Annotated in this window: 16 protein-coding genes; 6 read left to right on the forward strand and 10 right to left on the reverse strand. The window is 55.6% G+C overall.

Translation table 11 applies throughout. The features are described from left to right. Position 1: 1 nt before the first annotated feature. The 5 genes from BC777_RS18970 to BC777_RS18990 all read right to left on the reverse strand — a co-directional run bounded on the left by BC777_RS18970 (position 2) and on the right by BC777_RS18990 (position 6,956). Complete coding sequence (locus tag BC777_RS18970) at positions 2 to 2,323, reverse strand: heparinase II/III domain-containing protein (RefSeq protein WP_100369798.1); 2,322 nt, start codon at positions 2,321 to 2,323, stop codon at positions 2 to 4. A gap of 75 nt (positions 2,324 to 2,398) precedes the next feature. Then, entirely contained in the window at positions 2,399 to 3,958 is a 1,560-nt protein-coding gene (locus tag BC777_RS18975) for a type 2 periplasmic-binding domain-containing protein (RefSeq protein ID WP_100369840.1), read from the reverse strand. Positions 3,959 to 3,981: 23 nt separating this feature from the next. Then, entirely contained in the window at positions 3,982 to 4,863 is an 882-nt protein-coding gene (locus BC777_RS18980) for a carbohydrate ABC transporter permease (protein ID WP_100369799.1), read from the reverse strand. A 12-nt stretch (positions 4,864 to 4,875) separates the two neighbouring features. After that, entirely contained in the window at positions 4,876 to 5,874 is a 999-nt protein-coding gene (locus BC777_RS18985) for an ABC transporter permease (protein ID WP_100369800.1), read from the reverse strand. 5 nt (positions 5,875 to 5,879) lie between these two features. Next, on the reverse strand, positions 5,880 to 6,956 hold the full coding sequence (locus BC777_RS18990; RefSeq protein ID WP_100369801.1) for an ABC transporter ATP-binding protein: 1,077 nt from the start codon (positions 6,954 to 6,956) through the stop codon (positions 5,880 to 5,882). Positions 6,957 to 7,112: 156 nt separating this feature from the next. On the opposite strand from BC777_RS18990, the gene BC777_RS18995 reads away from it, so the two are divergent. Genes BC777_RS18995 through manD form a run of 6 tightly spaced genes read left to right on the forward strand, consistent with a single transcriptional unit; the run spans position 7,113 to position 12,538 of the window. Then, positions 7,113 to 7,805 (forward strand): GntR family transcriptional regulator, encoded by a 693-nt coding sequence (locus BC777_RS18995; protein ID WP_100369802.1) that lies wholly within the window; start codon positions 7,113 to 7,115, stop codon positions 7,803 to 7,805. A gap of 43 nt (positions 7,806 to 7,848) precedes the next feature. Then, positions 7,849 to 9,222 (forward strand): MATE family efflux transporter, encoded by a 1,374-nt coding sequence (locus tag BC777_RS19000; RefSeq protein ID WP_100369803.1) that lies wholly within the window; start codon positions 7,849 to 7,851, stop codon positions 9,220 to 9,222. 38 nt (positions 9,223 to 9,260) lie between these two features. After that, positions 9,261 to 10,091, forward strand: a complete 831-nt coding sequence (gene kduI, locus BC777_RS19005) for a 5-dehydro-4-deoxy-D-glucuronate isomerase (protein ID WP_100369804.1) — start codon at positions 9,261 to 9,263, stop codon at positions 10,089 to 10,091. Continuing rightward, the gene (gene kduD / locus BC777_RS19010) at positions 10,088 to 10,843 is read left to right on the forward strand and encodes a 2-dehydro-3-deoxy-D-gluconate 5-dehydrogenase KduD (RefSeq protein WP_100369805.1); all 756 of its coding nucleotides are present in this window, start codon (positions 10,088 to 10,090) and stop codon (positions 10,841 to 10,843) included. The genes kduI and kduD overlap by 4 nt, the downstream gene beginning before the upstream one ends. Beyond that, positions 10,840 to 11,325: a GNAT family N-acetyltransferase gene (locus BC777_RS19015; protein ID WP_168769234.1), complete on the forward strand. Its 486-nt coding sequence runs from the start codon at positions 10,840 to 10,842 to the stop codon at positions 11,323 to 11,325. Before kduD ends, BC777_RS19015 begins: the two co-directional genes overlap by 4 nt. Beyond that, complete coding sequence (gene manD, locus BC777_RS19020; RefSeq protein WP_100369807.1) at positions 11,312 to 12,538, forward strand: D-mannonate dehydratase ManD; 1,227 nt, start codon at positions 11,312 to 11,314, stop codon at positions 12,536 to 12,538. The genes BC777_RS19015 and manD overlap by 14 nt, the downstream gene beginning before the upstream one ends. Positions 12,539 to 12,637: 99 nt before the next feature. On the opposite strand, the gene BC777_RS19025 is transcribed toward manD, so the two are convergent. The 5 genes from BC777_RS19025 to BC777_RS19045 all read right to left on the reverse strand — a co-directional run bounded on the left by BC777_RS19025 (position 12,638) and on the right by BC777_RS19045 (position 20,588). Further along, positions 12,638 to 13,402: an SDR family NAD(P)-dependent oxidoreductase gene (locus BC777_RS19025; protein ID WP_100369808.1), complete on the reverse strand. Its 765-nt coding sequence runs from the start codon at positions 13,400 to 13,402 to the stop codon at positions 12,638 to 12,640. Between the two features lie 42 nt (positions 13,403 to 13,444). Continuing rightward, positions 13,445 to 14,137, reverse strand: coding sequence for a LysE family translocator (locus tag BC777_RS19030; RefSeq protein ID WP_100369809.1), 693 nt, complete (start codon positions 14,135 to 14,137; stop codon positions 13,445 to 13,447). A gap of 142 nt (positions 14,138 to 14,279) precedes the next feature. Next, the gene (locus BC777_RS19035) at positions 14,280 to 17,729 is read right to left on the reverse strand and encodes a DUF8508 domain-containing protein (protein ID WP_100369810.1); all 3,450 of its coding nucleotides are present in this window, start codon (positions 17,727 to 17,729) and stop codon (positions 14,280 to 14,282) included. 232 nt (positions 17,730 to 17,961) lie between these two features. Further along, complete coding sequence (locus BC777_RS19040; RefSeq protein WP_100369811.1) at positions 17,962 to 18,672, reverse strand: response regulator transcription factor; 711 nt, start codon at positions 18,670 to 18,672, stop codon at positions 17,962 to 17,964. Next, positions 18,669 to 20,588, reverse strand: a complete 1,920-nt coding sequence (locus tag BC777_RS19045; protein WP_245834503.1) for a hybrid sensor histidine kinase/response regulator — start codon at positions 20,586 to 20,588, stop codon at positions 18,669 to 18,671. The genes BC777_RS19040 and BC777_RS19045 overlap by 4 nt, the downstream gene beginning before the upstream one ends. Positions 20,589 to 20,712 lie beyond the last annotated feature (124 nt).

A 20,712-nucleotide genomic window follows, 5' to 3' on the forward strand; every position in this document is an offset into this window, starting at 1 on the left:
TTCAGCTGTTGGCCAGTTTCTTGAGAACAACCTTGAATGTGTTCTCATCGGCGTCGGTGAAATAAAGATCAGCGTCATAACCCTGATCATCCATAAAGTTGAAAATCCGCTTTGGCGCATCCAACCGGTACGGCACCAGCAACGTGACGATCCTATGGCGCGTTGAAGAAGGGTAATGGGCCGTCAAACAGGTGCTGACCGGCAGGCCCTCGTAATCGGCGGGGTCCACATCGGTGAATTCAGTTTTCTGCGTAATCTGCGGCTTACCACCTTCGGACCAGACGACTTGCCCGTAAAAGCCTGTGCGCTCTTGTGTGTTTCGGAAGGATGTCTTGCCAAGCTCAAAAGGATTGTTGGCATGCAGCAGCCAATCGACTGTGACAGGCGTGTCCGCATCAACCTTGTCAACAATGACAAAGTAGGAATTGCGTACAAAGTAAATCTCGCGCTCGGCGCGGGTCACTTCGGGCGACAGGCTTTGATAGGCGGGGGTCGCGTCACCGTGGATAAAGATGTGATCATCGTGCTGTTCAGCCGCGATAATACGCCCTGTTGCGGCCATTGCCTTGGATTTATCTTTCTCGGCGTATTGCCCCTTCCCGTTGATCAAGATCGCGTTCTTTGACCGGGTTTGCCGCCGCCAATTGCGGTGCATGGACGAATTAAAGGCAACGTAATGCCCCGACTGGATCGCCATATCTTCGCCAAAGGCCGACATGCAGAACGAATTCTGGTCGCCATGGCTATGGCTGATGGACCCAAAGGGCGAGGATTTGAACACGAAGTGCACGTGGCTGTCTGGGTCATCCATGGCGTGCTGCACGCCGACCCAGCCGATACCCTTGAAGTGGCGCAGCCCGCTTTCGGGCGGGGTGGCATCGACAACAGGGAAATCCGTCTGGAACACCAGCTCGTCAAAATGCGTGTCCCACCAGCCCCAGTTGTAAAAAGCCATTTCAGTGCCGGGGTTCGTGCGCAGGTTTTCGTCGCAATACCATTGGTACGCGCCTTTGCCTGTCGCCCCCGCAAACTGGCGGAGGTTGAGGCCGGTCTTGACACAAGGCAAATCGCCCATGGTGCTGTCATCGCCCATCGTCGCACGCCGCGTGTTGGGCGCTTTGCAATAAAGCGCGAAGTCGCCAGTATTCTGAAAGAACGGCCGCTTATAGAGGTCCAGCCCCATGTAGGATTTCAGCCGGTTCGCGGAATCGATCAGATAGGCGATGCCCATCATCCAGTAATGCGTCCCTTCGGCCCAGCCACCATCACTGTCGCCCCAAGGCGAATAAACGGTGGACAGAAATTCAATGGAATAGTTCAACCAGTCACGGGCCTCATCATCCGCATCGTCGCCCAGCAAGGCGATGCAAGCAGGCACAATGACCAATGAAACCGACCGGACAGCGTGGCTGTCATAGGGGAACAGATGGATCTTGGCGTTCAGGATCGCATGTTCTGCAATGTCCCGCGTGCGCTCCAATAACGACGTACGCACAATGGCGCGTTCGTCTTCGGACAATTCATCATATAGCCAGTCATAGCCCCAAGCGATTGCATTGCACACGCGGTAGGCCCATTCATCGGTGTAGGCGCGGCTTGTCACGCCCATCGGGTCCCAGCTCGCGGCCTCTAACAGCCATTCCTTTGCGCGGGCCGTCATCTCGGCATCGTTTGTGACCGCCCCGCCAATGGCGAGGTGGCGGATCGCATACCAGACTTCCTGCAAATCAATATAAGTCTGCCGCCAGACAGGGGCGGTGCGTTTGTGATCGGGATATCCCGCGGGTTCACAGATGATATCGCGCTTCATCCATGGCAGCACGGATTTTTCATAGAACGTGGCCCATGTGCAGTGGTCTGGATCGGCTTTGACAGCCTTTTTGAAATCACCCAACCGGTCCGGTGTCATCCACAGCCGCGGGTGGTCAGTGGCGGCTTTCGCCAACCGGGTCTTGCGGGACGGAAGCGGCGTTTCGGCCAGATCCTTGGCCACCGTAAAGCTGCGCGCCGTGCTCCACTGGCTGGATGGGGTCCCTTTTTCAGCGTCCCACGTCGCGTAGGACCAATAGTACGCACCCGGCGCAAGCACCTTGTCGGGGGTAAAGAAATTAAGGGGCAGGTTCTGATAAACCTGCGTCTTGGCTTTCGGGAAAGCCGGATCATCTGAGATGCGCAGCACATAAGCGGCATCATCATCGACCACGGGAATCCACGTAAATCGGGGCGGGTTTTCGACGATATTAGTCTCGGCGACCGGACCATACTGGATGGTCAAACGGCCCGCTTTGGGTTCATCAAGCAATGGAAGGGCAGGTGCCGGCATCAGTCATTATTCCGCAAGAAAGAGAAGAAAAGAAAAGCCGAGGGCGGCCATAACAGCCGCCCCCAACGGGAGGAATTAGTCGCCGTATTGACGGTCATAGGCGGATTGCATAACGCCCATCAGTTCTTGCCAACCCAACTGATCAAGCTGCGCAAGATAGGCATCCCAGTCTGCCATGACGTCGCCATTGCCCAGGATCCAGCTTTGCTGGCGTTCCAGCATATAATCGCGAATAGAGCCCCATGTCCGGTCATAGACCTGCTGTTCATCAGCAGTGAAGGCCACGCCAAGGAAATCAGGGATCAGGTAATCGCCCTGATCATAAAGCTCGATCCCAGCCAGCGCGAACTCGTTAGTCCACTGAACTTCGTAGCTGTAGTCCTGAAAATAGCCACGGGCCTGCAACTGTGCACCAGCCTGATAAAGTGACCGGTTGACCGGACCTGAATCCAGGAATTCCTGCGTAAAGATCGGCTCACCATCGACCATTTCATAGTGCGTACCTTCGACGCCAAAGTTTGCCAGACGACGGCCTTCTTCGGTGAACCAGAAGTCAAAATACTTGATGGTTTCGACAACATGTTCGTTGGTGTACCCAATTGCCCAGCCATCAGGCTTCACAAGGATACGACGGTGCTCTTCCACGCGGTTGCCACCAACAGAGGCCGGCGGTGCCATTGCTTCGAATGCAAAGCCATCGATCTCGCTGGACAGGCTGTTGTAGCCACCTGTGGATGCGAACCAGTCATGGGTTGACCCGCCTAGGTTCTCAGACAGCAAGAAGTCACGCGCCGATGATCCACGGGTAAAGATTTCAGCGTCGATCAGACCTTCTTCATACCAACGGGCCAGATTGCTGATGCCATCGCGATAGCCTTCGCCGATATAGCCATGCGAAACCTGACCGTCTTCGACAAGGAAGTCGTGATAGGTGTCAGACCCGTGCGCGCGGCCATCCCAAAGGGTAACCAAGCGGATCAGCTCTGGCCACTGACGTGCAAAGAACGGCACTTCGTCGGCGATACCATTGCCATTGGGGTCTTGTGTTTTGAAGGCGCGCAAAACGGCCTCATATTCCTCGACCGTCTGTGGCACCTCAAGATCAAGCGCCTCAAGCCAATCTGTGCGGATCCAATAGGCGCGGCCATATTTGCCATCCGGCAAATAGGGGATGTAATACATCTGGCCATCAGCGGCTTTTACGGCGGCCTCAATATCAGGGCGTTCCGCATAGTAGGCTGCGATATTCGGCGCGTGCTCTGCGATCAGATCGTTCAACGGCACAAAAGCACCTTCTGGGCCGAACTGGTTGACGAAGTCGCGGATGCGGCTGGAGCCTACGATGTCAGGAATACTACCAGAGGCCAGCATCAGGTTCAGCGCTTCGGTGCGACCTGTGTTTTCATCCGTGCGCATGTTGGCGCCCACTGTGTCATTGAGCAGATGAATATTGGTCATCTCGCGTGCGGCCTGTTCGACGGGCCAATCTTCTTCGTAGATCGGGTAACGCGCGTGGTTCATCTGGATCGTCAGTTCCAGCGGTTCATCCACAATCTGTAAATGCCCCTCCGCGAGTGCGGGTGTTGATATCGCACTCCCTGTAAGCAGCACAGCTGCCAAACTTAGTTTACGCATTTGATTTCCTCCCATTTGCGTTTTCATTCTTTGACACCCCCAAGCAGGATGCCTTTCTCAAAGTATTTCTGAACGAACGGGTAGACGATCAGCACAGGGATGATCGAACAGACAATGATGGCCGCAGTGACGGTTTCGGCGCTGAACCCGGCAGCGGTTTGGACAATGGCGAATTCGTCATCGTCGCTCAGGTTGCTGATTGTGTGGCGCAGGAACACTTGCAGCGGGATCTTATCCTCGCTTTGCAACAGGACCATCGCCCAGAAAAAGCCGTTCCAGCGGGCCACGATCAGGAACAATGTGATGGTTGCGATGGCAGGTTTGCTCAGCGGGATAAACACTTTCCAAAGCACCTGAAAATCATTGGCCCCGTCCATGCGGGCGGCCTCTTCAAAGCTTTGTGGAATGGATTCAAAGAAGTTGCGCAGCAAGATGATGTTGAAGGCGTTGACGGCAAAGCCAAGAATAATGCCAAACATACTATCCAGCAGCCCAAGGTCGCGCATGTTCAAAAAGAACGGGATCAGACCTGCGTTGAACCACATCGTAAAGGCGATAAAGAGGTTAAAGAACCGCCGCCCCTTAAGCTGTGGGCGCGACAGGGCATAAGCGCAAGGCACAATGAAGATCAGCGACATGATCGTGCCGCCGATCGTATAGATGAAGGTGTTACGATAGCTGATCCAGAACTTCGGATCGGTGATGATATATCCGTAAGCCTCAAGTGTGGCATCAATGGGCGTCAGCACCACCTTGCCTGCCTGTGCCGCAAACCCCGAACTGAATGATACCGCAGCGATATAAATAAAGGGATACAGGGTGGCGACCGTGAACATGCCGATCAGCACAGACACCACCATGGCGAAAAACTTGTCGCCGCGTGAATAAAGGTTCCAATTCATCATTGCCTGATCCCCCTACCAGAGCGATGTGCGCGAGAAGCGGCGCGACAATGTGTTGGCGGTCATCACCAGAACAAAGGCAACAACAGCGTTGAACAGACCTGCCGCGGCGGCCAGATCGTATTGTCCCGATTGCAGACCCTGACGGTAAATCCAGGTATTCACCACATCTGCGGTTTCATATGTGGAGGGCTGGTAAAGCAGGATGACCAGCTCGAACGAGACTTCCATGACGTTGCCAATACGGATGATCAGCATGATCAGGATTGTGGGCAGGATCGACGGGATCGTGATCTTCCACATCATCTGCCAGCGGTTCGCACCATCCACCACGGCACTTTCATAAAGCGACGGGTTCACACCGGCAATAGCGGCAAGGAACACAATCGATCCAAAGCCCGCCTCTTGCCAGATGCCCGTACCCACAAAGATCGGGCGGAACCATTGTGGCTGGGTCAGGAAATAGACGGGGTCAAACCCGAGCCATCCAATGAATGTATTGATGATACCCGCCGTAGGCGAAAACGCCGTAATGACGATACCCGCAATGATCACCGAAGAGATAAAATGCGGCAGGTAAACGATGGTCTGCGCTGTCCGCTTATAGGTCGCGTGCATGACTTCGTTGAACATCAGCGCAAGAATGATCGGGGCGGGAAAACCAAACAACAGATTGTAAAAGCTGATAGTGATCGTGTTTCTGACCGCCCGGATGAACTGATCATTGGCAAAAAGCGTTTGAAAATGCTCCCACCCGATCCATGGACTGTCCGCGACACCACGAAAAATCGAGTAATCCTTGAAGGCAATCTGCAGCCCGTACATCGGCTTATATAGAAACACGACAAACCAGATGATCGTGGGCAGCAGCATCGCATAGATCTGCCATTCCCGCTTGAAGTGATCAAAAAGACGGACCCACCGCCCATCCGTCACGCGCCGCTGCGCTTCGCGCGCCTTGATCAGGGCCTCTTCGAGTGGTTGACCGCCCGCGTTTGTGTTTTCATCTACCATCTGGGTCACGTTCCAAGGTTCAGCGCCCGGCCGGTTTCGGCATCGAACAGCTTGACCAGATGAGACGGCACATGCACGGCACCTACACCCGAAAGATGCGCGATATCGCCATTGGTGTCGGCCTTGAAAACAAGCGTGTCCTCACCGTGGCGCGCATGTAGCAACGCCTCAGATCCAAGCGGCTCAACCAGATCAAGTGAAATGGGCAGGGCCGAGGATTGGCCCTCGTCGGACAATGTCACATGTTCAGGGCGTATACCCACGATGACGTCACGCCCGGCATGACCCGCAACCGCACCGTTGATCTTGATCTCTGCATCGCCGATCTTTGCCCCAGTTTCGGTCAGCATGCCCTTCATCTGGTTCATCGGGGGTGAACCAAGGAAACCAGCAACAAAGGTGTTGGCGGGGTTATTGAACAGCTCCATCGGGGTGCCAACCTGTTCTATCCTGCCATCATTCATAACGACAATCCGGTCTGCAAGGGTCATTGCCTCGACCTGATCGTGGGTCACGTAAACAGAAGTGACGCCCAAACGATTATGCAACCGCTTGATTTCGGCCCGCATCTGCGTGCGCAGCTTAGCGTCAAGGTTAGAGAGAGGCTCATCAAACAAAAAAACCTTTGGGTGGCGCACGATGGCGCGGCCCATCGCGACCCGCTGACGTTGCCCGCCCGACAGATCAGCAGGGCGGCGATCAAGATAGGGGGTCAGGCCAAGAATTTCCGCCACATCGGCGATAGTTGTCTTGATCTCGGCCTTGGGCATTTTGCGGATACGCAAACCGAAGGCCATGTTGTCGGCGACATTCAGGTGTGGATAAAGGGCGTAATTCTGGAACACCATGGCGACATCCCGGTCCTTTGGAGCCACCCGGTTCACGCGCCGGTCGTGGATCGTCAGATCACCGTCGGTGATTTCCTCTAGGCCTGCAATCATCCGCAATGTTGTGGATTTTCCACAACCAGAAGGGCCAACAAGAACCACGAACTCCTTCTCTGCGACAGTCAGATCTATTCCATGGACAACCTGCAAAGCCCCATAAGCCTTAACGATTCCGCTTAGATTCACACCCGACAATGTTTCCCTCCCTTTAGCGCAGTTGAAGCGGTGCCCGGGCGAGGGGCCGAATCAACTACAAACTAGTATACTAGTAAGAAACAGGAATGCTAGACTGGTATACTAGTCTGAGTTCTGATAGTTGAGAAAGCAGGTCGGCTTGAAAGGAGCACTCTTATGGCTCAAGCACCCGTAGTTTCTGAACGGCGCACGGTGGTTGATGATGTGTTTGATCATCTACATGAACAGATTGCGACATTGCAGCTAAAACCAGGTGATCGCATTTCAGAAGCAGAGATTGCAGCACAATTTGGCGTGTCGCGCCAACCTGTGCGTGATGCATTCAGCCGACTGGCAAACCTTGACCTGCTGCTGATCCGCCCGCAGCGTGCCACCGAAGTGCGCCGTTTCTCCATGCGAGAAATCGAAAAAGCGCGGTTCGTGCGCGCGGCCATTGAAAAAGAGGTCTTGTTCCGCGCCGCCGACGCATGCGATGCGGCCGGGGCCGCGCGTCTGGATGCTGCTTTGGAACAACAGGACATCGCCGTAAAGGCCAAGAAAGTGGACGTGTTCGGGCGGCTCGACTACGAATTTCACCAGATCCTGTGCGAGATTGCAGGTGCTGATTTCGCCTTCGACGTCATCTTGGAAGAAAAAGCCAAGGTCGACCGGCTGTGCATGCTGGGGCTATCCAAAGAACAGCGGATGCCTGATCTGGTCATGGATCACCGCGCCATTGCGGACGGGGTCAAGAAACACGATGCGCAGGCGGCCATTGCCGCCGGTATGAAACATCTGTCGCGCCTTGATGAAACCATCACACGGATCACCGCTTCGAATGCCAATTACTTTGAGCATATGAACGACTGACGCCAAGAACCGCACGCGGGACAGCGTGAAACGAAAGCAGGCCATGACAGCCACCCAAACGCTCACTGCCGCCAAGCCCGCGCCGGGGGCCAGAGAGGTGTTCACGCTAGCCTGGCCAATGACGCTCAAGGCAATCTTTCTGCATGGCACGGTCGTGATTGACGGCCTTCTGCTGTCGTCAATTGGTGAAGGCGCACTGGCCGCGATGGGGCTGGCTGCAGCATTGGGTGGTATCGTTCTGGGCGTGATCTTTGCGTTTTCGCATGCGATGCAGATCCGCACAGCGCAGGCCTTTGGCGGTGCAGACCCGGTCTTTCTCAAATCCGTGCTTGCATCGGGCCTGACGATCAGCATCGGTATTGGCGTTGTTGGTGCCAGCATCATCTTGCTGTGGGGCGGTACGCTGATCGCGGCACTGGCCCCCTCACCTGCCATCGCGGTTCAGGCACAGACCTATCTGTCGATCTTCACCATCGTCATTCTTGGCGAAGCCATCGGCCAATGCATCGCAAGCTTCTTCAACGGATGCAGCCGCAGCAAGCTGCCGCTTTATGGCTACCTCTTATCCGTACCGATCAATGTCAGCGCCAGCATCGTGCTAATCCACGGCTATTGGGGGTTTCCTGCGCTAGGGGTTGCGGGTGCGGCCACAGGCAGCGCGATTGCAATCACGGTTCAGACCATATTCTGGAGCCTCCTTTTACTACGTACCAACGGTCATCTGCGCCATGTCTTGGGCTGGCACCGCAACAGCTTTGTGCCAACCGTTCAAGGGCACATGCGGTTTGCCCTCCCCATCGCTGCAACTTTTGTCAGTGCAACACTTGCTGGGCATGTCTGTTCCTTGATCTACGTAAATATGTCGCTGAACAGTTTTGCCGCGATGACGCTGATTGCGCCCTGGAACATGCTGGCCGGACAGATCGCGATGCAATGGACCCAGGCGACCGGCATTCTGGTGGCGCAACTGTTGGGCAAAGGCACACCCGAAGACGTGCTTGACCGTTTCTTGTCGCGCGCATGGAACGGCGCCTTCGTGGCAGCGGGGATCGTGGCAACCATCTTTCTGGTGATGTGCCTGTCGCTCGACTGGATTTATCCAAACCTAGAGGCTGACACCCGCGCCATTCTGTTTGGGTTCCTGCCGATCCTGCTGATCATCCAGTTCCCCCGCGCCACCAATGCCATCTGCGGGAACACACTGCGCGCGGCGGGCGATACAGTTTACGTCATGCATATCTTCATCTGGTCACAATGGGCATTTCGTGTACCGGCAACGGCATTGTGCATCCTATATTTCGATCTGTCCGCCTTTTGGATCTTGTCACTCTTTCTTTGGGAAGAAGTCATCAAGTTCCCCGCCTTCCACCGCCGCCTGTGGCGCGGTGACTGGAAGCGGTCCAACGTCACGGCGTAATTGCCGTACGCCACCATCATGCATCACGGGAGGAAACGATGCTCGAAACCAACCTACGCCGCGCCATTGACCCGCGCCACGCCAAGACCTTCGACACAACTGAATTGCGCAATGAATTCCTGATCGAAAACCTGTGGAAAGATGACGTGGTTTGCCTGACCTATACGCAATACGACCGCATGATCGTGGGTGGGGCCTCCCCCAAAAACGGTCCACTGACCATCGATGGCGTTGACCAGACCGGCACGCCATCATGGCTTGACCGGCGCGAGGCTGTGTTGGTCAATCTCGGCACATCGGGCACCGTCACGGCAGGCGGAGAGACCTATCAGATGGGGCGCTGCGATATGCTGTATCTTGGCATGGGCACCGGGGCCGTCACACTTAGCGGGTCAGACGACGCGCATTTCTACATCATCTCGGCCCCCGCGCATCGCACCATCGCGGCCCGCCTGATCACCATTGATGACGCAGCACAGGTGCCGCTCGGCGACCGCGACACATCCAACGAAAGGGTGATCTATCAGTTCGTACATCCGGCCGTCATGGAAAGTTGCCAGATCGTCATGGGTATGACCAAGCTGGGTACAGGGTCAGTCTGGAACACCATGCCCGCACACCACCATGAACGCCGGTCAGAGGCCTATCTTTACCTCGATCTGGATGAAGGGCAGAACATCCTGCACCTGATGGGGGAACCCGACGAAACCCGCCACCTGATCGTGCGTAATGAACAGGCAGTGCTGTCCCCGCCGTGGTCAATACACTGCGGGGCAGGAACGTCATCCTACAGCTTTATCTGGGCCATGGCCGGCGATAACGTGGACTATACCGACGTCGATATGGTCGCGATGGAGGATATGCAATGAACCGGTTTTCAATGAAGGGCACGCGCAGCTTTGTAACAGGGGCCAACACAGGGATCGGTCAGGCGATTGCCGTCGATCTAGCCCGGGCCGGTGCGCATGTCGTGGCGGTAGGACGGTCCGGCATGGACGACACATTGGCAAAAATCGCAGCAGTCGGCGGGACAGCTGATGCGCTGCAAGCCGACCTTGGCACCGTCGCCGCCGCACAAGCTGCTTTCGCGCAGGCCGAAAGCCAGTTCGGCCCCGTTGATACGCTGGTCAACAACGCCGGGATCATCCGCCGCGCCGATAGTCTGGATTTCTCAGAGGAAGACTGGGACGCCGTGATGGACATCAACCTGAAGGTTGTCTTCTTCCTCAGCCAAGCCTTTGCCAAGTCCCGCGTGGCCACTTCGGCGGCGGGAAGTATCATCAACGTAGCCTCGCTGTTGTCGTTTCAGGGGGGCATTCGTGTGCCATCCTATACTGCCTCGAAAAGCGGGGTTGCAGGGCTGACCAAGACCCTTTCAAACGAATGGTCAGCCAAGGGCATTACCGTCAATGCGGTCGCACCAGGTTATGTCGTCAGCAACAATACCACAGACCTGCGCAACGATCCCGAACGCAACAAAGCCATTCTGGATCGCATCCCGGTGGGTCGTTGGGCAGAGCCTGAAGATATCGCCGGTGCGGTCACCTTTCTTGCTTCGCCTGCGGCACGCTATGTGACAGGCATCACTTTGCCGGTCGATGGAGGATGGCTGGGCAGATGAACCCACTGCGTGACGCAGGACATTCTGTGCAACTGCGCAAGGCCTGCCCCGCTGACGCCCCGCATGTGCTGTGGTTGGAAGAGGTCTGTATGAAAGACCATGCAACCGCACTTTGGGGTCAGTGGCGGCCTGCCGATACGCTGGCAACGCTTGACCTTGCGGGCCATGAGATGATCGCGTGGCAAGGCCGCGCCGCAGGCTGCCTCGCAACCAACCAAACACCAGAAGCATTGCATCTATCGCGGCTTTATCTTGCACCCGACGCCAGAAACCATGGGGTCGGCACACAGGTGCTTGGGCAAGTCATCACGCGTGCAAATCAACAACAGATACCAACCAAGCTAAGTGTCCTGATCACAAATCCCGCCGTCCGATTCTACCAGCGCCACAGGTTCTGCGTGCAACGCAAAACATCCGAACGCTATCTGATGATCCGCCCCTACAGCCCCTCGCAGGAGGATGCCACTCATGAAAATCACTGATGCAAAGGTCTTTGTCGGGGGTCCCGGCAAAAACTATGTCACGCTCAAGATCATGACCGATCAAGGCATCTACGGGCTGGGTGATGCCACGCTGAATAACCGCGAAACGCTGCCCGCAGCCTACCTGCGGGATTATCTTATCCCGAACCTTATTGGGATGGACCCGCGAAACTCTGAAGATATCTGGCAGTTTTTCTATCGCGGCGCGTACTTCCGCGGTGGGCCTATCGCCATGGCGGCCTTTGGCGCGATCGACGTCGCCTTGTGGGACATCAAAGGCAAACTGGCCAACTTACCGCTTTATCAGCTTTTCGGAGGCAAAAGTCGTGATGGCGCCATGGTCTATGCCCACGCGACAGGGGCAGATTTGCCTGACCTGATGGAAGCAGTCGCACACTACGTCGCGCAGGGTTACAAGGCTGTGCGCGTGCAATGTGGCATCCCTGGCATGCCAAAGGCGGGCTATGCGGTACCAAATGAAAAGGGCAGTGCTGGCGATTACATCACGGATTTTAGCGGTATCCGCCCGCAAACCGAAATCTGGGACACAGATCGCTACATGCAGTTCATGCCCGGCGCATTGGCCGACATCAGGGACAGCTTCGGGCCAGAGTTAAAAATCCTGCACGACGTACATCACCGCCTGCTACCCCGCGAGGCCGCAGCTTTTGCCAAAGCAGTTGAACCGGTGGGGCTTTATTGGCTGGAAGACCCGACACCTGCCGAAGATCAAGACGCCTTGCGGCTGATCCGTCGGCATGCAACGACCCCTATCGCCATCGGCGAGGTCTTCAACACGATCTGGGATTGCAACAAACTGATCCAAGATGAGCTGATTGATTTCATCCGCGTGGCCGTGACCTATGCAGGTGGGATCACACCTGTGAAACGGATCGTCGATCTGGCCGGGCTGCATCATGTGCGCACGGGCTTTCACGGTGCGCCCAGCCATTCGCCCATCTCAATGGCAGCGCAACATCATCTGAACGCATGGGCACCCAACTTTGGCATTCAGGAATACCTCGTGCTTGGCACGCCCGAATGTGACGCGCTGTTTCCGTCAGATCACCAGATGCACGACGGGTTGTTTTATGTCAGCGACGCCCCCGGCCATGGGGTTGATTTCGACGAAAAAGAAGCGGCACGCTATGAATACAAACCCGGAAGCCACCCGGTTGTGCGGCTGCAAGATGGCACGATCTGGAATTATTGAGCGGCGCTCATCAGACAGCTACATTAGGCATTGGCAACGCAGGAGCAAAACGCGGGCCTTGCGGTCGCACACGCAATTAGCTTCAATAGCAGCTATCGGTTATCTGACATAGCTTGCACCGTTTAGGTCCAGCGTTGCACCACTGAGTGACCTTTGATCCGGGCGAAGGGCGAAGCATACCAGTTCGGCAACTTCACTAGGTTCTACCATTTCTCCGATCGGGATGTCGCCAACGGCAGCATCCTTGCCCTTGGCGCGAATGAATTCCTCAGCCATTTCGGTGCGTACAAAGCCCGGTGCAATACCTATCGCGATAATGCCCTCATCGCCGAACGAGCGGGCAATCGTCTTGGTCAAATTCAGCAGGCCTGCCTTAGACGCACCGTAAGGCATATGATTTGCGGTGTAGCCCCTTTGCCCCGCGCGGCTGGCGATGTTGATGATGCGTCCACCATCATATGTACGAAAATGCCTTATGGCCATGCGACACAGATCAGCAGGCGCGCGAAGATTGACCTGCAAATCAGCATCCCAAGCCTGTGACCAATCATCGAAATCATCTTCGATCCGCGTTGTCACTCGCATGCCTGCGTTATTCACCAGCGACCCGATGCGACCGACGCTGTTTTCCGCAGCTTCCCAAAGTTCTCTTGCGCCGAACTTTTCTGCTAGATCGGCCCTAACAAGTGTTCCATGGCCATCTATCGCCTCCAAGAGCGCTTGCGCGTTATGTTCATTGCTGCGGTAGTGGAGGATTGGATGGCCACCCAGTTCTGCAACACGACGAACGATTGTCCGTCCAATCCCGCCTGTTGCGCCGGTGACCAAAACGGTTTCGTTTTTCAAGGGTAGATGTGATGTCATTTCGTTGCTTTGAGATCAGAGACTTACAAGAGTTACTATACGTTAAGCGCGCAGTCGCATGTTGGTTAATGCCCCACTTATCGACTTTGCGCCTGCTGCAATGAAAACCACACCGATTGCGCGTGTGATGAAACGGCTGTGTCGCGCGAAAAGACGTCGTGTAACGGGCAAACCCGTCCAAAACACTACGCCCACAGTGGCCGCGCAGAATCCGAGGAATGCAGCAAGCACGAGAATGACCGCATTCTGGAAGGCCATAGCGTCTTCGAACCGTGCAAAAACAGCCGTAAACATCGCCAGCGCAAACGGATACGCTTTCGGGTTTGTGAAGCCAAAGATTAGGCCTGACTTCCAAGGCACATCTACAATGACGGCTGCGTTTGCGCCATGACTGCAAAGCGCCTTGACGCCCAGCCAAATGAGATAGGCTCCGCAGGCAAGCCCCAATATATCGAATAGCAACGGTCCAGCCTGCGAAACCCCAATGATCGCTGAGATTGCGAGTATCGCCCAGGCCAGATCACCAAGCAGATGACATGACAAGAAAATCGCGCAAGCCATTCGCCCAGAACCTGCAGAAAGGCTCAGAGCCGCTAGCGTCGCTGGTCCAGGAATGAAGACATAAAAAAGGCCCGCCACAAAGGTTGTTGCAAATAGTTCTGGCATCATATGCTCTTCCCGCGAATGGATATCGTCGTAAAAACTAACTTTCGCTGCGATGCAGAAATCTGTCAAACTGGGTTCTTTTGACACCTTCTCAGTTCCGCAAACGAACGGCTGGTTTCGATAACCTGCGATCTGGCCCCTACCCGAACGGGCCCTTGATGCGCCGCCGGTGTTACACGGCGGCGCATCTGACGTTTTGGGCCTCTAGAACCTAAGCAAAGACGAACGCGTCCTCGACCACGCGCTCGAACCCAAAGCCATCGAGTGAGAAGGCAGTGTCACCGACGGCGCGGATTTCGACGGCATCAAAGCTTGCGCCATCCCGATCTGCGGTGATCGTGCCTCCGCTGGCATCCAACACCTGCGATCCGATCAGGATACCATCTTCAAGGAACAGCACTTCAACCTCGCCGTCACCGCGCAGGTCCGCAAAGTCAAAGAAGGCCGCGGTCGCATCGCCCAAATCGCCATCCTGCAATGTGAACACGAGGGTCTCATCATCGTTCACAAGGCCAAACTCACCCGCAAGGAATTTGTCGCCACGCGACGCGACGCCGACTTCGCCATCAATGAAGGTCAGTTTTTCCCATCCCGCGTCCTCTGCTGTGAGATCCACAGCGACGTCCGTGAATGAGACATCATCCTTGATGAAAGACAGGCGGTCAGTATCCACGGTTACCCCGTCAACACTCTCGGTCGCGCGCGTGCCAAAGAACCCACTGTCCTCGAACGCGACGGCCACATCAACCGTGTCAGGTGCGACATCGCCAATGGTCAGCTGCGCGACCAGCGGGTCGTGATCACTGCCGCGGTCGTCCGTATCGGCGAATTCGGAATTGACATGCACAATGTCGAACTGCGCGTCCTCTGCCAAACCTTCTGACACCAGAATATGATCAAGCGCCTGACTGTTGCCTTGGAAATTGAAGCTATACCGCTCATCCTCTGGCAGCGTATTGGTCAGGTTGGTCAGCCCGGCATCTTCAAGGCCAGTCAAAGGGGACACAAATTCAAACTCATTGAAATCCCCCACGACCACAACATTTGCATCAGCATCCGCCGCAATCGCATCGGCGACAAAACCCGCCACAGCCTCGGACTGTGCTTGGCGCTCGTCTAACGATCCGTTGACATCAACGTCTTCCTGACGGTCCGCAAAGTCCTGCTCTACCCCCAAAATCGGCGCACTGCCCCCTTTGGACGAAAAGTGGTTGTTGACGACGGTCACTTCCTCGCCGTTGAATTCAAACGTCGCAACCAAAGGCAGGCGCGCACCTTCAAATGCCTCACCTTCTTCCTGCGATCCGATCGTCTGTACAGACCCTTCAACAAGGCTCACCCGGTCCTCTTTATACAGGAACCCGGTGCGAATATTGCCGCCCGGCTGACCGCCGCTTTCCAGATCGGTGATGAACGTATTGTCGATATAGGCATAGCCCGAACTGTCGTTCATGATCCCGTCATCCGCCATATCAATGGCATCAATCAGGGTTTCAAACGTCAATGCAGCCGACACAACACCATCACCGGTTTCAGCACCGGTACTGTCCTGAATTTCCTGCAGGCCGATGATGTCAGGGCTGCCAAGGTTATCCACGATCTGCGCTGCAATGGTGTCAAACCTGCCGTCGCCTATGTCATCATCCACATTGCTCGCGCTGGCGCCGTTGGTCAGATCCTGATCTTCAACAATCGGATCAAGGTTCAGCACATTATAGCTGGCGATGGTCAACTGGTTCTCGGACCCGGCCAGCGACGTACTTTCAGGCTCCAGAAGCGACGGTTCTGCCACCACAATCTGTTCGGTCGGGTTAATCTGGAAGTAGCCGAAATCATAAGACACAACGCCGGTGACATCCTCCAAGACAGCACCTGTATCCACGTCAACCGCATCAAGGCCAAAGTCCCAGTCGATCTGCACCTTTTCGGGGTTGAAATCATCGGGCGAGATATTGAGCGTGCCGCGCTCCGACAGACCCGTGGCCCCTTCCCCGCCATCGACAGCAACAAAAAGCTCTCCAAACCCGTTGGTTCCAGAAACAGCCACAGGCTGCGGTGCTGTCACCAGCATCCCTTCCAAGCTTTCCCAAAAATCGATGCCGTCGGTTTCAGGATCGAACGAGGTAAATCCATCATCCTCAATCGTCTCGGTCGGCAAGGGCCGCCCATCAGCGCCAAGGATCACAGCGGCAGGCAAGGCGTTCCCGCTTGACAGCACCGTCACCTCTGGGTCGCCCGAAATCTGGGTCGTGCTCAGGTTGCCAGTGCTCTGACCACCGGGGTAAAACTCGCTTACTGTACCGCTGACATCGACCGCGTCACCAATGGTCACGGCAGGCACCGTACCCGTAAAGACAAAGATCGCGTCAGAGGTGGCGATATCACCATCCCCATCGGGGTCCTGCATATAAAACCCGTTTGTATCGACCGCCGTGACAATCCCACCGGTGGTCACCAGCCCACTGCCCGTCCCCGTCGTCGGATCCAACGGAGTGGCACTGGTCAGGCCAGACACATGGCCCGCGCCCTGAATTTCCATGATGGTCAGACGCGGTCCGCCGGTACCGGTATCTGCCTCATTGCTCTCACCCGGCGTATCGCCAGACTGATCGTCAAAGGTCAGGGCCACAAAATCACCTGTGCCATCCACATCCCGCGCGCCCCCGGCGACTGTGAAAATTCCATCAGCAGGGATCACCGTATCGGCATAGCTCAGGTCAGCGTTCGCATCCCCATCCACCAAGGACACACCATCAAGAATGGCGTCCCACGGGGCGGCATCGAAAGTGCCATCATCATTGGTATCAAGGTCATCGCCCGCCGCACCGGTAAACCCTTCGACAATCAGAAAGCTTTGGGGAGAGCCAAAAAAGTCAAGCCCCGCGACACCCACATCGCCGGTGCCAAGATTGGGGTTCTGGTCATTGCCGATCAGGACAAAGCCACCGTCATCGGCAACGGCATCGTTCAGATCAATGGCAAAATCGATGGACCCGGGGGAAAACTCACCCGACACGACCAGCAATGTCTTACCGGCCAACGACGCGCCGGGATCGGTAAACAGCTCTACGAAGTTCGAGGTGTCATCGTCATCACCCGGAGAGGAAATACGAAATTCGTTAATCGCGACAGAAACCTGCGGTTCAGGCGCGCCAGGCACCGGAAACGGATTGGGCGCGCTTGCGTTATCGGTCACATTATCCAGCGCATTGGGTCCGCTGAATGTCCAGTCAGCCGGATCAAAGATCGGGTCTGGACCAGCATCAACAGCGCGTGATGCCCAGCCATCCATATATTCCCAAACCTCACCGGTGCCGTCGGTGTCGATATCACCAAAGAGATCAACAACAGCGCCATTCAGAAACAGCTCAATCGCGTCATCGCCATTGATATTGGCAGCACTGGACGTGTAGTCCGGCGCGAAGCCAAAGAAAGCCTCAAAGCTATCGGTTTCGCTCGCGATATAAATGGTTGTGCCTGCGGCCAAGGCGACCGCCGGGAAGGTGAATTCTTCACCATCCGTCCCACCACCATTATTGGCTGCGCCAATCCCATAAACCGACAAATCGGCAATATCGCTCACTGCCGTAAGCTGAATGGCCTTGGGCAAACCGCCCGAAAGGCTCCCGTCAATAACGCCGGTGATCATCAAATCTGACATAGTGTAATTCCTTGCAAAAGAAGGAGAGCGCACACCCGCCCCCACGGTTGAACAATCCAGTCTGGACCGACGTAAGCCGCGTTTGCAACAGTAGGATGTCAGTGACGCAACGTCCGCCACTTAACGTGCTGATTCTTTGCGCAGTTTACAGCAACGTCATCCTAAACCCGCATCGCCTTTAGACCGCGACATGGTAGATAAAGACTGCTTTGGCCAACCGTTTAAGGTTGCACTACGCATCATGCACCTCTGCAATGAATATATAGCCAGCCCCGTAAACGGTCTTAATAATACGCGCATTTTGCGCATCATCGCCCAGTTTTGTGCGCAACCGCGACACCTTCACATCAATGGATCGATCATAGGCATCATCCGCGTTGCTTCCCAGATAGTCGAGTATCTGTTCACGTTTGATCAGACGGTTCGGCGCGGCCAGAAACATCTTCAAAATCTCATTCTCGGCGAATGTCAGGCTTTTGTGCTCACCCGTGTCCTTCGTCAACTGCAGCAAGTCGAGATCAGCCGTCCAGCCACAGAACCGCACGCTTTTGGCTTCGATTTTTGAAGTTTCGGCGTGCGTCCTGCGTAAAATGACACGCAGGCGGGCAATGACCTCTTCGACCTCAAACGGTTTGATGATGTAGTCGTCTGCACCCAGCTCCAACCCCACAATCTTGTCGGATGTGCGCGACCTGCCCGAAATAATCAGGATCGGCACGTCAGACTGGCTTGCAAAGCGGTGCACAAGGGCCAGCCCGTCACTGTCAGGCAAACCCAGATCAATAATACAGGCATCAGGCGAAATCGTTTTGCAGGCATGCTCAAACTCGGCGGCGCGCCCGAATGATCGCACCCGGAACCCTGCCTGTTCCAGCGCATCAGACAGAATGCTGCGAATTTCCGGTGTGTCATCAAGCACAGTGATCAGCGGGGCAGGTTTCATGGCAGCGTCACTTCATGCATTTTCGCTGACAAAGCATCAAATTCAAAAGGTTTGTGCAAGACCCGATATGCCTGCGCCGCGGCCCTGCATTGCGGATCGTCCGGCGGTAAACCGGTGATGATCAGAATGGGCAAATCACCGCGACACTCGCGCAGGTATGCGGCCAACTCCAACCCTATACCGCCTTTCGCCAGTGTCAGATCGGTGACTACAAAGGTGACATCACCAACCAAAGCCAGTGTTTTCGCCTCTGCCACGTTATCGGTTTCCACGACAGCATGCCCCATGCGTTGTAGATAGCTTCGGACTGTCTGACGAATGTCGATATTGTCTTCCACCAAAAGAACGACACCGGGTACAACAGGCTTGGTCGGCAAATAAGGGACAAGTATTGATACTTGCGCCCCGCCCGCATCACGGTTTGCCAAACGCACGGTTCCACCACTTGATCTTGCAAAATCGAAGGTGGTCGATAACCCAAGACCGCGCCCGGCCCTGTCCGATTTTGATGTAAAAAATGGGGCTAATGCGTTACTTAGCGCATCTTGCGAAAAGCCGGGTCCTGTGTCCTCGACGCAGAAACGCAGGAAATTCGCAGCATCCACTGACACCGAAACTGTCACTGTTCCTTCCTCCTCAATCGCGTCGATCGCGTTAAGAACAAGGTTCAGCAAGGCATCCTGCGCAAATCCTGCATCAATCATCAAATGCGACGCGCTGACGTGATTATCAACAATCAGGTCAATCCGATCAGGCACAGCGGCCCGCGCCAAAAGGGTCATCTTTTTGATGAAACTGTCAAAATCGGTCAGGCGGATATTGATTGCGCGTTGCGTGTCCAGATCACCAAGGCCGGCAATCAGATCACCACCGCGCCGCGCCGCTGATTTGATTGTATCGATATACTGCAAAGCCCCCTCGGGTAACCCATCCAACCGCGATAGCCTGTCTTGCTCGCCCAGGATAATCGTCAGCAAATTCCCAAAATCATGCGCCAGCCCGCTTGTCAGCTGTGCCGCCAGTTCGCGCCTGCGCGTATGTGCCAAGGCCTGACGCGCCCGCACCTGCTCGGTCACATTGGTCGACAACAGATAGGCGCCGACAACCTGATTGGCCTCATCAATATCCGGGGTAAAGGCGACGCGGTTAAAACGCCCCGCCTCTTTATGCTCGAACTCCACCACCGGCGCGTCACCGGTCAGCGTTGCGGCAAACGCATCTGCGATTTTGTCAAAAACCTCTTGCCCTAAGGCATCAATCATATGTTTGCCGACAATATCATTGGACCGCCCCGGCACGATCGAATTCAGCTTATGGTTGGTGTAGGTATAGACCCCATCGCGATTGACACGCGCGATATGCGCCGGGATCATTGAGTTGGTCAGGTTCAGCCTTGCCTGCGATGCCAGCAGCTGATGTTTGGTTTCCTCTAAGGTCGTAACAGTCGCGGTCAACGTACGGTTTGCCCGCGCCAGCTCTTCTGAGCGGGCAATCAGCTCCTCTGACAGACCGGCAGAGCGCGACCGCAACAGCGCCTCTTGTGTCTTCAGCTCTGTGATGTCGGAATAGACCGCCACCCAACCGCCGCCCTGAAGTGGGCTGCCCTCGACCGAGATCGTGGTGCCATTGGCACGCGTCCGCTCAAAGTAGTGAGGTTCAAACGCTTTGGCCTGCGCCACCCGTTCAGCCAGAAAACTGTCCACGTCCTCAAGCTCACCATAATCGCCCCGCTCGGCCAACACCCGCAGCGTTTCTTCGAATGATCCGCCGGGTTTGACCAAGGCATCGGGCAAGTCAAACATCCGCTGAAATTGCAGATTGGCCAGGACCAGCCGCAGATCCTGATCATAGATCGAAATCGCCTGTTTGATCAGGTTCAGACCCGCTTGGGTCAATGTCTCGTGATTTGCGGACATATGGGCCATCCCATATCTGTAGCAGCAAAGCGGCCCGCCACAAGGGCACGACACCCTTGCAAGGTTTCGCAACATTTCGGATAAATTTCTGTAAAACTTGTCTGTCACACATGGAGGACCGACC

The sequence above is a fragment of the Yoonia maricola genome (genome assembly GCF_002797915.1).
GTDB classification, from domain to species: Bacteria; Pseudomonadota; Alphaproteobacteria; order Rhodobacterales; family Rhodobacteraceae; genus Yoonia; species Yoonia maricola.

Coding starts and splice junctions, on each gene's coding strand:
- kduD (WP_100369805.1), top strand. CDS start 10,088: ATGAACCGGTTTTCAATGAAGGGCACGCGCAGCTTTGTAACAGGGGCC.
- BC777_RS18985 (WP_100369800.1), bottom strand. CDS start 5,874: ATGGTAGATGAAAACACAAACGCGGGCGGTCAACCACTCGAAGAGGCC.
- BC777_RS19025 (WP_100369808.1), bottom strand. CDS start 13,402: ATGACATCACATCTACCCTTGAAAAACGAAACCGTTTTGGTCACCGGC.
- BC777_RS19015 (WP_168769234.1), top strand. CDS start 10,840: ATGAACCCACTGCGTGACGCAGGACATTCTGTGCAACTGCGCAAGGCC.
- manD (WP_100369807.1), top strand. CDS start 11,312: ATGAAAATCACTGATGCAAAGGTCTTTGTCGGGGGTCCCGGCAAAAAC.
- BC777_RS18980 (WP_100369799.1), bottom strand. CDS start 4,863: ATGATGAATTGGAACCTTTATTCACGCGGCGACAAGTTTTTCGCCATG.
- BC777_RS19040 (WP_100369811.1), bottom strand. CDS start 18,672: ATGAAACCTGCCCCGCTGATCACTGTGCTTGATGACACACCGGAAATT.
- BC777_RS19035 (WP_100369810.1), bottom strand. CDS start 17,729: ATGTCAGATTTGATGATCACCGGCGTTATTGACGGGAGCCTTTCGGGC.
- BC777_RS19000 (WP_100369803.1), top strand. CDS start 7,849: ATGACAGCCACCCAAACGCTCACTGCCGCCAAGCCCGCGCCGGGGGCC.
- BC777_RS19045 (WP_245834503.1), bottom strand. CDS start 20,588: ATGTCCGCAAATCACGAGACATTGACCCAAGCGGGTCTGAACCTGATC.
- BC777_RS18995 (WP_100369802.1), top strand. CDS start 7,113: ATGGCTCAAGCACCCGTAGTTTCTGAACGGCGCACGGTGGTTGATGAT.
- kduI (WP_100369804.1), top strand. CDS start 9,261: ATGCTCGAAACCAACCTACGCCGCGCCATTGACCCGCGCCACGCCAAG.
- BC777_RS18970 (WP_100369798.1), bottom strand. CDS start 2,323: ATGCCGGCACCTGCCCTTCCATTGCTTGATGAACCCAAAGCGGGCCGT.
- BC777_RS18975 (WP_100369840.1), bottom strand. CDS start 3,958: ATGCGTAAACTAAGTTTGGCAGCTGTGCTGCTTACAGGGAGTGCGATA.